The sequence below is a fragment of the Bombilactobacillus folatiphilus genome (genome assembly GCF_023380265.1).
Taxonomy (GTDB): Bacteria; Bacillota; Bacilli; order Lactobacillales; family Lactobacillaceae; genus Bombilactobacillus; species Bombilactobacillus folatiphilus.
The window spans coordinates 1,384,077-1,397,356 of the sequence record NZ_CP093366.1 but is presented as its reverse complement, the minus strand read 5'-3'; the positions used below and the strand labels follow the sequence as shown (position 1 = coordinate 1,397,356).

The 13,280-nt window shown below is 39.6% G+C and carries 14 protein-coding genes; 11 read left to right on the top strand and 3 right to left on the bottom strand.

Going from position 1 to position 13,280, the window contains the following annotated elements; translation table 11 throughout:
* Position 1: 1 nt before the first annotated feature.
* Both MOO45_RS07065 and MOO45_RS07060 read left to right on the top strand, forming a co-directional pair.
* Positions 2–988 (top strand): acyltransferase family protein, encoded by a 987-nt coding sequence (locus MOO45_RS07065; protein ID WP_249514210.1) that lies wholly within the window; start codon positions 2–4, stop codon positions 986–988.
* A gap of 65 nt (positions 989–1,053) precedes the next feature.
* Positions 1,054–1,743 carry a 2,3-diphosphoglycerate-dependent phosphoglycerate mutase gene (locus tag MOO45_RS07060; RefSeq protein WP_249514209.1) on the top strand — a complete coding sequence of 230 codons (690 nt, stop codon included), beginning with the start codon at positions 1,054–1,056 and terminating at the stop codon, positions 1,741–1,743.
* 95 nt (positions 1,744–1,838) lie between these two features.
* Here MOO45_RS07060 and MOO45_RS07055 read toward each other — a convergent pair whose 3' ends face one another.
* Complete coding sequence (locus MOO45_RS07055) at positions 1,839–3,206, bottom strand: TPM domain-containing protein (RefSeq protein WP_249514208.1); 1,368 nt, start codon at positions 3,204–3,206, stop codon at positions 1,839–1,841.
* Between the two features lie 205 nt (positions 3,207–3,411).
* Between MOO45_RS07055 and efp the strand changes: the two genes are divergently transcribed.
* Genes efp through MOO45_RS07035 form a run of 4 tightly spaced genes read left to right on the top strand, consistent with a single transcriptional unit; the run spans position 3,412 to position 6,031 of the window.
* Positions 3,412–3,975 carry an elongation factor P gene (gene efp, locus MOO45_RS07050; RefSeq protein WP_249514207.1) on the top strand — a complete coding sequence of 188 codons (564 nt, stop codon included), beginning with the start codon at positions 3,412–3,414 and terminating at the stop codon, positions 3,973–3,975.
* The gene (locus tag MOO45_RS07045) at positions 3,962–4,786 is read left to right on the top strand and encodes a PfkB family carbohydrate kinase (RefSeq protein ID WP_249514206.1); all 825 of its coding nucleotides are present in this window, start codon (positions 3,962–3,964) and stop codon (positions 4,784–4,786) included. The genes efp and MOO45_RS07045 overlap by 14 nt, the downstream gene beginning before the upstream one ends.
* Complete coding sequence (locus MOO45_RS07040; RefSeq protein ID WP_249514205.1) at positions 4,776–5,330, top strand: ECF transporter S component; 555 nt, start codon at positions 4,776–4,778, stop codon at positions 5,328–5,330. Before MOO45_RS07045 ends, MOO45_RS07040 begins: the two co-directional genes overlap by 11 nt.
* A complete protein-coding gene (locus MOO45_RS07035; RefSeq protein WP_249514204.1) occupies positions 5,330–6,031 on the top strand; it encodes a hypothetical protein in 702 nt (233 codons plus the stop codon). The genes MOO45_RS07040 and MOO45_RS07035 overlap by 1 nt, the downstream gene beginning before the upstream one ends.
* A 32-nt stretch (positions 6,032–6,063) precedes the next feature.
* Here MOO45_RS07035 and MOO45_RS07030 read toward each other — a convergent pair whose 3' ends face one another.
* Both MOO45_RS07030 and MOO45_RS07025 read right to left on the bottom strand, forming a co-directional pair.
* On the bottom strand, positions 6,064–7,215 hold the full coding sequence (locus MOO45_RS07030) for a cation:proton antiporter (protein WP_249514203.1): 1,152 nt from the start codon (positions 7,213–7,215) through the stop codon (positions 6,064–6,066).
* Positions 7,216–7,395: 180 nt separating this feature from the next.
* Complete coding sequence (locus MOO45_RS07025; RefSeq protein WP_249514202.1) at positions 7,396–8,337, bottom strand: sugar-binding transcriptional regulator; 942 nt, start codon at positions 8,335–8,337, stop codon at positions 7,396–7,398.
* 207 nt (positions 8,338–8,544) lie between these two features.
* Here MOO45_RS07025 and MOO45_RS07020 point away from each other — a divergent pair, with 207 nt between their 5' ends.
* The 5 genes from MOO45_RS07020 to citE are packed head-to-tail and all read left to right on the top strand — an operon-like array spanning position 8,545 to position 13,272.
* Positions 8,545–9,693 carry an NAD(P)-dependent malic enzyme gene (locus MOO45_RS07020; protein WP_249514201.1) on the top strand — a complete coding sequence of 383 codons (1,149 nt, stop codon included), beginning with the start codon at positions 8,545–8,547 and terminating at the stop codon, positions 9,691–9,693.
* A gap of 8 nt (positions 9,694–9,701) precedes the next feature.
* Positions 9,702–11,006, top strand: a complete 1,305-nt coding sequence (locus MOO45_RS07015; RefSeq protein ID WP_249514200.1) for a 2-hydroxycarboxylate transporter family protein — start codon at positions 9,702–9,704, stop codon at positions 11,004–11,006.
* Between the two features lie 22 nt (positions 11,007–11,028).
* A complete protein-coding gene (gene citC / locus MOO45_RS07010; protein ID WP_249514199.1) occupies positions 11,029–12,075 on the top strand; it encodes a [citrate (pro-3S)-lyase] ligase in 1,047 nt (348 codons plus the stop codon).
* Positions 12,065–12,358 carry a citrate lyase acyl carrier protein gene (citD, locus tag MOO45_RS07005; RefSeq protein WP_249514198.1) on the top strand — a complete coding sequence of 98 codons (294 nt, stop codon included), beginning with the start codon at positions 12,065–12,067 and terminating at the stop codon, positions 12,356–12,358. The genes citC and citD overlap by 11 nt, the downstream gene beginning before the upstream one ends.
* Positions 12,358–13,272 (top strand): citrate (pro-3S)-lyase subunit beta, encoded by a 915-nt coding sequence (gene citE / locus MOO45_RS07000; RefSeq protein ID WP_249514197.1) that lies wholly within the window; start codon positions 12,358–12,360, stop codon positions 13,270–13,272. The genes citD and citE overlap by 1 nt, the downstream gene beginning before the upstream one ends.
* The last annotated feature ends 8 nt before the right edge of the window (positions 13,273–13,280 follow it).

Genomic DNA, 13,280 nt, shown 5'->3' with positions numbered 1-13,280 from the left:
TATGCAAACAAAGCAAATTGACAGTATTGATGTTTTGAAGATTTTGGCGGCGTTGGCCGTCGTCAGTATTCATACAGGTTTCGTAGATGTGTTAAATCACGTGACGCACACCGTAATTCCCAGTATGTTCGTACGTTTGGCAGTTCCGATCTTTTTTATCATTGCGAGCTATTTTTTGGCACGGCACATTCAACGCCATCATGATCGCTTGAGTGCCTTGAAGTCGTATACTTGGCGGATTGGTAAATTATATTTATTTTGGATTATTTTATATGGTTATTATATTGTGCGTGATGCGTGGCCGGGTTTTCAACAAAATGGCGCGACGGTCAAATGGTGGGGCTTAGCTATTTTGCATTTTGTGTTGATTGGTCCGCCCACCATGTTAGTGGGCTGGTATTTAAATGCACTATTATTTGGAATTTGGTTTGTTTATTGGTGGTTTCAAAAAAAGCAACGGTTGGGCTTCGTTTTAGCGCTGCTGATTTTTGGCGGGATTGTGATTTTTAGTGGATATTTTCCTGTGAAATTGTCCTTTTTAATTGCTTGTACTTTATTTGTTGGACCGAGCTATATTTACTTGGGGCAATGGTTGGCCAACTTAAAACAGTTACCTAGCTGGCACAAGCTCATCTTGAGCACCAGCTTCGTATTATTGTTAACTTATGTAGAAATTGCTTATGTGACAGCGCACAATGGGCATACGGATCAATTGTTCATGTATCTGTTCTTGGCGCCGTTAATTGTGATGATCTTTTTCAAAGTGCCTCTGAAATTACCACATGCACGGTGGTGGCGTAATTTTAGTACATTTATGTATTTAAGTCACTATTTGCTTATGAAAATCATTTACAATTTTTTGTATTATCAAGTGCATAGTTCGATCCTGCGCTTTGTGATTGTGGTGGGGCTGTCGTTTCTAGCTTATGTGGTGGTCTGTTTACTTCAAAAAACAAAGCTGGCGGCAATCTTCAAGTGGGCATATTGACACTAGTTTACTGAAAACATATAATGTTCGTGAGTATGTAAACGTAAATAAAGGGGTAGGCAATTATGGCAAAATTAGTATTTATTCGTCACGGCCAAAGCCAATGGAACTTGGAAAATAAGTTTACTGGTTGGGTTGACGTAGATTTAAGTGATGAAGGTGTTGAACAAGCAAAGAATGCTGGTCGTTTGTTGAAGGCTGAAGGCATTGAATTTGATCAAGCTTATACTTCTGTTTTAACTCGCGCGATTAAAACTTTGCATTATGCGTTAGAAGAAGCAGGTCAATTGTGGATTCCTGAGGAAAAATCTTGGCGCTTAAATGAACGGCATTACGGTGCTTTGCAAGGTTTGAACAAGCAAGAAACTGCTGATAAATATGGTGATGAACAAGTGCATATCTGGCGTCGTTCATATGATACTTTACCACCATTATTGGATGCGTCTGATGAAGGTTCTGCAGCACAAGATCGGCGTTATGCTGACTTAGATTTTCGTGCTATTCCGGGTGGCGAAAACTTAAAAGTTACTTTGGAACGTGTGATTCCATTTTGGCAAGATAAGATTGCACCTAAGTTATTGGATCATAAGAATGTCATTATTGCCGCTCATGGTAACTCGTTACGTGCTTTAACCAAGTATATTGAAGATATTTCTGATGAAGATATCATGGATGTTGAAATGGCTACTGGCCAACCTGTTGTGTACGATTTAGATGATAAATTAAACATTGTCAGCAAAACTAAATTAGGTTAATTAATGTTTTAATAGGACGTTATCGTGTGGGCGGTAGCGTCTTTTTTGTATGTATAAAAATAGTCAGTGCTATTAAACACTGACTGCTATGCTTGCTACCAACTACCGCTGGCACCATCACCGGAGGATGATCCGCCACCAAAACCGCTATCATTGCTGTCATTGTTTTTATAATAAGTGTAATCGTGTGTGACGATATAGCCTTCAGCATCATAAAGGATATTGTTATATAAAAATTGTGTACCTTTGACTTGACCATCTGGAAATTGAAATTGCAAACGATATAAATTAGCCTTTTCTTTCATGAATTTGACTTTTTTATAAAAACTAAAATCACGAAATTGGTAGAAAATAAACTGGCCCGTGGATAACATAAATAAATCAATAGCAATAGTATCTTGAAAAGCAACTAAATCGTTCGGATAATTATCTAAAGTCTGTTTCATCTCATGATATATTTCATCTAGATAATTTGAGTAATCTCGCAGTGTTTTTTTTACATAACGATAAATTAGCAAGTCAATAATTAACATTGCAATTAAGCACCAAAAAGGAAATGTCCAACGTGTACTCAGTTGATTTTCGTCTTCATCCATTATCATCTCGCGCTGGGATTTGATATTAGGAGCAATTTGTTGAACGGTCTTCCAAATACCTGCAGAATAATTTTGATGGCGATAATCTTTTTTGACAGTACTGTTATCAACAATTTCTTGACAAGTATCATCGTCTAAGACATTAGTTAGTCCATCACCAACTGTAATTCGTGTTTTATGATCGGAAATAGAGATTAAGTACAGAACACCATTATTAATTTTATATTGACCGATTCCTAATGTGTTAAAAATATTTTTGGCGTAATCCTTAATGTCTGTATCTGAAGGTAGACTATCGATGGTCACGACCATTAATTGTGCGCCATCCGCTGTTTGATCCAGCTTTTGATTCAGTTCATAAATCTTTTTTTGTACGCTATTCGAAACAATATCTGCGTTATCAGAAACGAAAATGTTATTATGATTAACCTTAATGGTATTTATACCGTCGATGTTGACATTGTAATTACGATGTTGGGCATTATAAGAAACTTCAGTTTTTCGCTTACTTTGCTGGGATGAGATGCGATGGCTGTGCTGCAGTTTCGTAATTTCATGTTGAGCGGTTTGATAAACTGGTTTCTTATATTGATTATGAATGACTGCAATTAAAATTGTGATTCCCAAGACGATAAGTAAAATAGCGGACAAATACTTTTGCCAAGTTTGAATAATTTTTTTAGAATGCTGATAAAATTCGGTACTATCTTTAAAAATAGTTGAACGACGATATTTTGTAGCTAATAAGCTGGGTTCCACCTCCTCTAAGTAAATACTCTTCTCCTTACGGTTTAAACTATTTGCTAATAAATCTAACCAATTTTCGTGTTCGGTATCATCGGATTTTTGATTTTTTTTGATATGCATATAGCTGAAATGTTCCTCCTTTGTTAGATAAAAACATTTTATCATATGCCTAATAATCATTATTGACTATTTTAGTTAGTTAATTTTGTCTCAAATAATTATATTGACGTCTTTTTTTCGTCGTAAACTCAGTAAAATTACGCAGAATCAGCAGAGATCTGCTACAATGAAAGATAATTAATCTTTTTTAAAGGAGCGTGTCAAAATGATTGATGCAGTCAGTTTACGAGCAGGGATGACTTTTGTGCAAGATGGTAAGTTAATCAAAGTCATGAGTGCTGATCACCATAAACCCGGAAAGGGCAATACGGTGATGCGGTTAAAACTCAAGGATATGCGCACGGGGGCGATTATTGATAAAACGATGCATCCTGATGTCAAGCTGGAACCTGCAATCATTGAGACCAAAGCGGTGCAATACTTATATACACAGGACAATACAGCTGTGTTTATGGATTTAGAAACGTATGATCAATATGAGGTTCCATTGGAAATTATTGCCCAGGAAATGAATTATTTGATGGAAAATATGGAAGTTAAAATTGACTTTTATGGTACGGAAGTGGTCGGCATTACTTTACCAACCACAGTCGTGTTGACCGTGACGGAAACGCAACCTTTGATCAAGGGTGCTACGGCAGCTGGATCTAATAAACCAGCTACGATGAATACGGGTTTGGTCGTGAGTGTCCCTGATTTTATTGATGTGGGTGAGCGCTTAGAAATTAATACGCAAGATGGAAGTTATGTCAAACGTGCAGCCAAATAAGCTCGAAAATCAATTCTTAATCGCTGAAGATTGGTCCAGTTGGGGCAATATTTCGTTACAGAGTGCGACGACGATTTTTCAAATTTTGGGGATTGCTAGTGTCAAATTGCCCGTCAATTTGTTGGCAACGCATCCGGGACACGATGTCAATGCACCGCAACTGCCCTTGGATCATTGGCTGGCAACAGTGTTAGATTATTGGTCAGACGTTGAATTTAGTGGTTTGGCGTTAGGTTATTTGGGTAATCAGGCATTGATTGAACTATGGGTGCAATATTTGGTACAACATCAATTGCCCTTAGTCGTGATTGATCCGGCCATGGCTGATCATGGCAAATTATATGGTTCTTTGCCTGCTGATTATGTCCAGTGGCAACGCAAATTATTGCCATTTGCGGATGTGTTAACGCCTAATTTGACGGAAGCAGAATTATTGTTGGACCAAAAAGTCACGACCAAAACGCAATTACGAGAGGCTTTATTAGCATTGCAACAACAAATTCACGGACAAGATGTGGTGATTACGAGTGTGCGTATGCAAGATCAAATCGGTTGTGCTTATCTGGACGGCGAATGTTTACGCACGATTTTTTATCCAGCGGCACCAAGTGGTCATGCAGGCAGTGGTGATTTATTTACTAGTATTTTGGCGGGGAGTTTGCACAAAGGAGCATCGTTTGTCGATGCTGTTCAACAAGCAACGCAAATGACGACAAAAGCCGTGGCACAAACGCCGGCAACGGAGTTGGATTTACAATTAACACCAATTATTGATGATTTACAGGAGTTAAGGAGGAGCTATGAAAAATAAAGCGTTACAAAAAACCATTTTTACAGGTCTATGTGCAGCCATTATTTTTGTCGGCATTAGTTTATTTCGTATTTATTTGCCTGCGCCCACAGGTCGTCCGTTTATTCATTTTGGGAATACTTTTGCGGTCATCAGTGTTTTAATTCTAGGCTTCAGGGCAGGAGCTTTGGCTGCCATGATTGGGCTAGGCTTATTCGATATTCTCAATGGCTATGCGGCGACGTCGTGGTTGACGATTATTGAAGCGCTCATTTTGGCCGCGGTGGTAGCGTTTGTTTTTCAAAAAGTCCATTACAAAGCTCATCCGCATCTGTATAAATTGTATCTGGTTTCCTTTTCGGCGGGCTTGATTAAAATTGTGACATCCTGGTTGACAGGGGTGATCGAATCTATGATGGCGGGCACGCAATTGCATGTAGCGATGATCAATGCTTTTGTCAGTCTGCCGGCAGCAACAATTAATTCGATTGTGACTTTTATTATTGTGCCGTTAATTTACATCGCTTTGGAAAAAACTTTGTTGAAACGGATATGGATTAATTAATGATTGTTTTACCTGATGGCACAAAACGCAGATTAAAAACGACGGAAATGTTCTTTTACTTAGCCTTTTCGGTAATTTTAAATTCGTTAGCCAACGGTTTAACCATTGCCACTCATTTAGGCAGTGCGGTATGGACGGCTTCGGCAGTCAATTTGGAAACACAAATCTCATGGAATTTAAGTTTGATTTTGTTGGTCTATGCAATCGTGGTTCAAATTTTAAACGTTATAATTCGGCGTCACATTGTGTGGTCATTGGTGTTAAGTAATATGCTTTTTGCGCTGTGTTTTAGTTATTTGGTTCAAGCTGGCAATCAACTTTTTACGTGGATTGGGGTTGCTCAACTAGCGTTTGGCTGGCGATTAATGTTAGATTTAATCGGGATTTGTTTCATCGCCACGGCGGTGTCGATTTATCAACGAGTCAATGTGATGTTGCATCCGAATGATGAATTCAGTTATTTGTTGCGATTTCGCTTTTTCCATGGCAATGCCGCTCTCGGACAGATTGTGAGTTATGTGATTCCGGTGTGCATTATGGGATATTGCTGGCTCAAAAGCGGACAATTGCATGCTGTGGGCATTGGGACTTTGTTTGCACTGGTTTGCCAAGGCTTAATTATTGGTTGGGCCGATCGTCATGTTTTTGCTCGTTTGCAACATCGGTTTAAGCAACAAAAGACAGGTCAGTTATCTTCATAAAAGTATATTTCAAAATTTGAAATATGCTTTTTTTATTGGTGATGTTGTTTTAAGAAAAAACGTAAGAGAATTGGAGCAATGAGAGTAGTCAAAATAATGGCGGCAATGACGGCTGAATAATAATCGGGGGCTAAAAGATGTTGCTTCAATCCCATCTGGGCAACGACTAGCGCCATTTCGCCACGAGCAATCATACCTGCACCAATAATCCAAGCATTATGCCATGAAAAATGTGCTAACCTAGCTCCCAAAGCGGCACCCAATAGTTTGGCGCCAATTCCGCCAATTGTAAGAAATAAAATTAAAAGCCAGTCTTTTTTTAAACCAGCGACAGTTAGTTTGAGGCCGATACTGATAAAGAAAATTGGAATCAGCAAACTATAGCCCAAAGCTTCCATGTTATGATTTACTATTTTTTTCGTTTTGGTTCGGCTAATAGCTAGTCCAGCGAAAAACGCACCGATCACGTCGCTCAAACCAACCAATTTGGCGAGATAGCTTAGAAAGAGGCAAAGACTCAAGGCAACAGCAGTTTCACTGGCAGGTAAGACGAGATGTTGGCTTAATTTCATTAACCAAGCAACGATTTTGGGACAGATCAAGACAAGAATCAACAGGAAAATTAATTGAATAAGTAGCGTTTGCCATAAAGGCTGACCGGTAGCTGCTTTCTTTTGTTGTTCTAAACTAGTCACTAAACTTAAAACTAAAACGGCCAACAGATCATCTATGACGGCCGCACCAAGAATTGTGGTGCCTGCTAAACTTTTGAGTTGTTGCATTTCCTGTAAGACCACAACGGAAATAGAGACAGATGTGGCAGCAAAGGTAACACCCAAAAATAGACTAGCGGTATTGGATAAATAAAAGTAATGTCCTGTCAAATCTGCAGTGATAATTGGGATAATCATACCCATCACGGCGACTAAGAGGCAGGGACGCCATAATTTTTTCAGAGCCGGTAAGTCACTATCTAAGCCGGCCAAAAACATCAAGCAAATCACTCCCAAATCTGCCAGTGTATCTAGTAAATGACTTGGCTGCAACCAATGTAAGACCGCTGGTCCCAAAATAACGCCACATAATAATTCACCTAAAACTGCCGGTAATTTTAAGCAGGTGCTCAGTTGTCCACAAATAATTACTGCAATCAAAATTAAACTTAAAGTGCCGAGCCAGTTCATTAATTTTTTCCTCCTAAACAAAAACGGCTTTCAAAAATGCCTTGGCAACCCAAACCAAGGTCAATTCTTGAAAGCCGTAGCTCCAACCAGATGTTGATTTATTTATAATTAGTATAGCATCAAATTTTGATACATAACAATGACTGTTAACAATGCAATTGAAAGGAATTTTCTTCTTTGTCAACCCTTAGTTACTTCATAAATCACGCGCCATGCCACCGATTCGTTGGTAATAATATCGGTGAAAAAGTTACCGCGCAATGCTCCCAACAAGGCTTTAGATTTGAATTTGCTGGTGACGACAGCAACTCGAAGAGGCGTATTCAAAATAGTTTCTAAATCAGTGCCGAAAGTCTTGTCATCAGCGATATTTAAGAATTTTCCGTTGATGTCGTACGGTCGTCCAAAAGTCATGCCCACGATTTGCATCAAGTTAACTTGTGGAAAAATTAATGGCAAATGCTTGCCCCAAGCGGGGATTGATTTGACAGAATCAATGGTCCCAATTCCCGTAAAAATTAGTTCCATCCGTTGCGCCAATTTTAAAGTTTCTTGTGTCGCAATTTCTCGCAACATGCCTTGGCGAGTTTGGTTATTAACGATATATAAAGGTCCCGTTAAGATATTATAAGAACTTGAAAATTTCAGAGCGGCGCGTTCGACCATTCGACGTGAACCCACGGCTGAATTGTACTTCATATTTTCCCCGATAAATTGAGTGAATCGAGTATTCTCTAAATTGCTGCCTTGGAATTGATTAATCACGTTAAAAATGGTCGTCCCCCAAGTGGTGCCAATGACATGACTTTGTTTAATATAGCGCTCAATTTTTTTAGCGGCATATTTTTGAACATTTTTGACATTCTGCGGTGAATCAGGGTCTTCTTTGAGAATATAAATGTTGGATATGCCAAATAATTTATGAAATTGCTGTTCTAACTGAAGATTGCGGGCAGCTGGCGTTTGAATATTGATGGTGACGATGCCTTCTTGGGTGGCTTCGTCAATATATTTGTTCACTAAGTAACGACTGATGCGGTATTTGGCAGCAATTTCTGCCAAATTTAATTTTGATAAGTAAAAATCCTGAGCCACGCTGGCAAGTAATTCACGATGATCCAATTGTAGTTCCTCCTTGTAACTTTCTGAAGCAAGTATAGCATTTTAAAAAAATTAAATCGATTGAAATAAATTAGTTAAATAAAAAAATTTCTTTTCAATATTTTAAAAAATAGCAATTTAAATTTACTAATTTCAACGCGATGCTATAATGAAAGCGTTGACTAGTTAACTAATACACAAGGCTCAAGAGCCAAGGGGTGATGATCGTTGGAATTATCTGATGAAGTTTTTTCATTGCATGAAAAAAATACTGGAGTTTTAGCAATTCAAGGCGAATTGCCAGTAACCAATCGACAACAATTAGCGCAAGCTTACACGCCAGGAGTTGCCAAAATTGCCAAATTGATCGAACAAGATCCGACGGCAAAGGATAAGTATACGGTTAGTGGTAAATTAGTAGCCATTGTGACGGATGGCTCAGCCGTTTTAGGTTTAGGTAATATTGGGCCAGCTGGCGGTTTACCAATCGTTGAGGGTAAAGCCTTATTATATAAGCAATTGGCTGGTGTTGATGCGATTCCGTTGACGTTACAGCAAGGCTCAGCACAAGACATTGTGGATACCATTGTCCGGTTACAGGATTCGTTTGCAGGTATTCACTTGGAAGATATTGCTGCACCGAAAGTGTTTGAAATTGAAGAAAAATTAGCACAGCAATTGTCAATTCCGGTTTACCATGATGATCAAACAGGAACAGCCATTGTTGTTTTAGCTGGTTTGATTAATGCCGCCAAGGTTGTTCATAAAGAACTAACAGATTTGAAAGTTGTAATTAATGGAATGGGGGCTGCGGGTGTTGCCACAGCCAAATTATTGTTAGCAGCTGGTATGAAGAATTTGACTTTGTTAGATAAGGATGGCGTTTTACGGGCTGATGATGCACGTTTCAATCACTATCAACAACAATTGGCTGCGCAAGTTCCTGTACCACAAGGGCAAACTTTAGCTGAAGTGATTAGTAATCAAGACGTATTCATCGGCGTTTCCGTGGCTGACGTTTTGAACGCTGAACAGGTGCAACAAATGGCTAAAGATCCAATTATCTTTGCGTTAGCCAATCCGGTACCCGAAATTGATCCTGATGTAGCACATGAAGCTGGAGCAAAAGTTGTAGCTACTGGTTCCTCACAGTGGCCGAATCAAGTGAATAATATCTTAGTCTTTCCGGGTTTATTCAAGGGCTTGATTGCTAACGGTGTTAAACATGTGGATTTGGATTTACAGTTGGTAATTGCACAAAAACTAGCCGCTTTAATTCAACAGCCGAACCAAGAGGCGATTGTTCCGGGCGTTTTTGATTCGGGTGTAGTAGACGCTGTTAGTCAAGCAGTTGCCGATTATGCACAAGGAAAGTAGAGGCAATCATGCTAAATAAACTTAAAAAAGTTAAAATTGGCTTTATGCCACTGCCTTTGTATTTAGTTTTGTTAGTTGGTTATGTTCTACTGACGGTCACTAATTTGATGCCCAAAAATGACATGCTCATTTCTTTAGGAGTCATGGTAGTTTTTGCTTATCTGTTAGAAGAGATTGGTGACCATATTCCCATTTTAAATACTTTGGGCGGTAAAGTTTTAGTCGTGACCTTTTTGCCAGCCTTCTTGGTCTTTATGCACTGGATTCCAAAAACGACAATTACAACTGTTTCTGATTTCATGAATCACAATAATTTTTTGATGTTCTTTATCACGATGTTGGTGGTTGGTTCGATTGCTTCCATGAATCGTCGGACTCTGGTTAAAGCAACGTCTCGAATTATTGTGGTGCTGATCTTATGCGATGTGATGGGTTCTGTCATTGGAACTTTGGCAGGCATGCTGATGGGCTTATCGGCTTATAAAGCCTATTTCTTCATTGTTGCGCCGATTATGGCTGGTGGTGTTGGCGAAGGTGCGATGCCTCTCGCAATTGGTTATGCGGCGGTTTTAAGTGGGATGTCACAAGGTGATGTCTTTGGGACGATTTTACCTGCTGTCATGTTGGGCAGTTTGGTTGCGGTCGTGTTAGCTGGTTTGATGCGGCGCTTAGGTGACAAACGACCTGAATTAACTGGTAATGGTAAACTGATGGCCAATGATGATGAAAAACTAGACAATTTAAAGGGTGGTCAACAGGGAATTAGTGTTGATAAAACCTTAATGGCCGGCGTTTTAGCCATTGCTTTTTACTTCTTAGCTGTCTGGTTAAATTATGTCATTCAAAAATATTTACACATTTCTTTGCCATCACCAATTATTTTATTGATTGTTTTGATGGCTGCTAAAATGTTAGGTTATATTCCTGACAACATTGAAGAGGGTGGCAATTCTCTGTATAGTTTTGTTGTTAAAGGAATTACTCCACCGTTATTGTTTGGTGTTGGGGTCGCACAAACTGATTGGAATAAATTAATCCAAGTCTTCAAATCACCAGCTTCAATTTTAGTGATTGTGGTGACCGTGATTGCCATTGTCTTGACGGCCTTTATCGCTGCTAAATTCTTAGGATTATATCCAGTGGATACTGCAATTGCTGTTTCTTGTTGTTCAGGTCAAGGTGGAACAGGCGCCTTAGCTATTTTAGCTGCTGGCGATCGGATGGAATTAATGCCATTCGCGCAAGTTTCGGTACGAATAGGTGGCGCGCTAACCGTGACGATAGCGATTTTCTTAATGGGTCTATTACATTAAGTAATCAGAAAAGACGAGCGGAATGGAAGTTTTACAAGATTTGTACTTGACCAATCCTAGGATTCGTCAACAATGGCAAGCTTTTTTACGACAGCAGGGAATTGTCAATTTTACTGCTGGTGAAGTGGGACAATTAGAGCAAACCGTTGGGTTGTTTGATGAACAGCAACATTTAGTTGGGACGGGCTCAATTGCTGGTCAAGTAATTAAATATGTGGCTGTCAGCACGTCGGCACAGGCGCCGGGTGCACGGTTTAATCAAATTTTGAGTGAATTAATTAGACGTTTGAATCAAGCTGGCCAGTTTCACTATTTTGTCTTTACCAAGCCTCAATATATCAGTAGTTTTGAGCACATTGGTTTTCAGTGCTTGGCCCAAACCCAGTTGGGAGCAATCCTAGAGGGCGGCTTCGGTGGAATTCAAGATTATTTGGCGACATTACCAATCCCACAAACGCAGCAAAATGCGGCAATTGTGATGAATGCCAATCCTTTTACTCGAGGTCACCGTTATTTGGTCGAAACAGCTGCACAAAATAGTGAACAGGTGTATGTGTTTGTTGTTCAACAAGATGAATCTTTGTTTACAACTGAAGAACGCCAAAGTTTAGTCAAAGCTGGCGTGCACGATCTGCCCAATGTGCAAGTTGTTGATGGCAGTGAATACGTGATTAGTTTTGCCACTTTTCCAGCGTATTTTTTGCCAAGTTCTACACAAGCTTTGCAATATCAAACCCAGCTGGATGCCCAGCTATTCAAGAACTGGTTGGTTCCCCGCTTGAATTTAACACAACGTTACGTTGGTGAAGAACCCTTGTCACCCACGACTGCAGCCTATAATGACGCCTTGCAACAAGTTTTGCCCCCCAAAACACAAGTCGTTGTTGTTCCCCGTAAGACTCAAGGACAACAAGTCATTTCTGCTTTGCAGGTGCGTCAATACATTGCACAAAATAATTTGGCAGATTTAGCTGCCTTGGTTCCAGATTCAACGCAAACTTTTATTGAGCAGCATTTACCACAATTGCAGGCTCGAATTCAGAAAGGAAAGAAAATTGATGGAAATTAAACAAAATGCAACTGCTGGAACGCTTGAATCATCAGATATTCAAATCAGTTTGGCTCCGGGAACAAATGGGATTCAAATTGATTTGCAATCGGATGTGATTAAGCAATTCGGTTCTCAAATTAAAGATACAATTACGCAGGTTTTAAAAGATTATGGGATTGAAAATGCACAGGTGAAAGCAGTTGACAAGGGAGCTTTAGACTTAGTTATTAAAGCGCGGACAATTGCCGTGGTACAAAGAGCTTTAGACTTAGTCGATCAACCAAATTGGGAGGTTTTATAATGACAGTTGATACTGAACGTTTACGCCGGACAATGATGTTTGTCCCAGGTAATAACCCAGCGATGGTCAAAGATGCTGGTATTTATGGCGCTGATTCCGTCATGTTTGATTTGGAAGATGCTGTCTCCATTACTGAAAAAGACGCCGCACGTTATTTAGTTTATGAAGCTTTGACGACTTTGGATTATGGTGATACAGAATTAGTTGTGCGGATTAACGGCGAGGATACACCTTTTTATGAAGATGATATTCGGGTTATGGTTAAAGCGGGTGTTGATGTTATTCGTTTGCCTAAAGTTGAAGATGCGCAGATGATGCACCATTTGGAAGAACGTGTCGTGGCTGCTGAAAAAGAATTTGGGAAGCCAGTGGGCTCAATTAACTTAATGGCTGCCATTGAATCTGCACAAGGCGTTTTAAATGCTGAAGAAATTGCTAAATCTTCCAAACGGATGATCGGCATTGCGCTATCAGCTGAAGATTATACGACCGATATGAAGACTCATCGTTATCCTGATGGTCAAGAATTGTTCTTTGCACGGAATATGATTTTACATGCAGCGCGGGCTGCTGGTATTGCAGCTTTTGATACCGTCTTTTCGAATATGGATGATCCAGAAGGCTTTTATCGGGAAACACGTTTGATCCATCAATTAGGTTTTGATGGCAAGTCATTAGTGAATCCACGTCAAGTTGAGATGGTGAACAAAGTTTATCAACCAACAGAAAAGGAAATTGTGAACGCCCAAAATGTTTTAGCTGCAATTGAACAGGCTAAACGACAGGGCTCCGGTGTTATTTCAATGAATGGTCAAATGGTTGATCGTCCAGTAGCTTTACGGGCTCAACGAGTAATGAAGTTAGCGAAAGCTGATAATTTAGTGGATCAGGAGGGCAATTATCTTGGAGAATAAAATTAAGC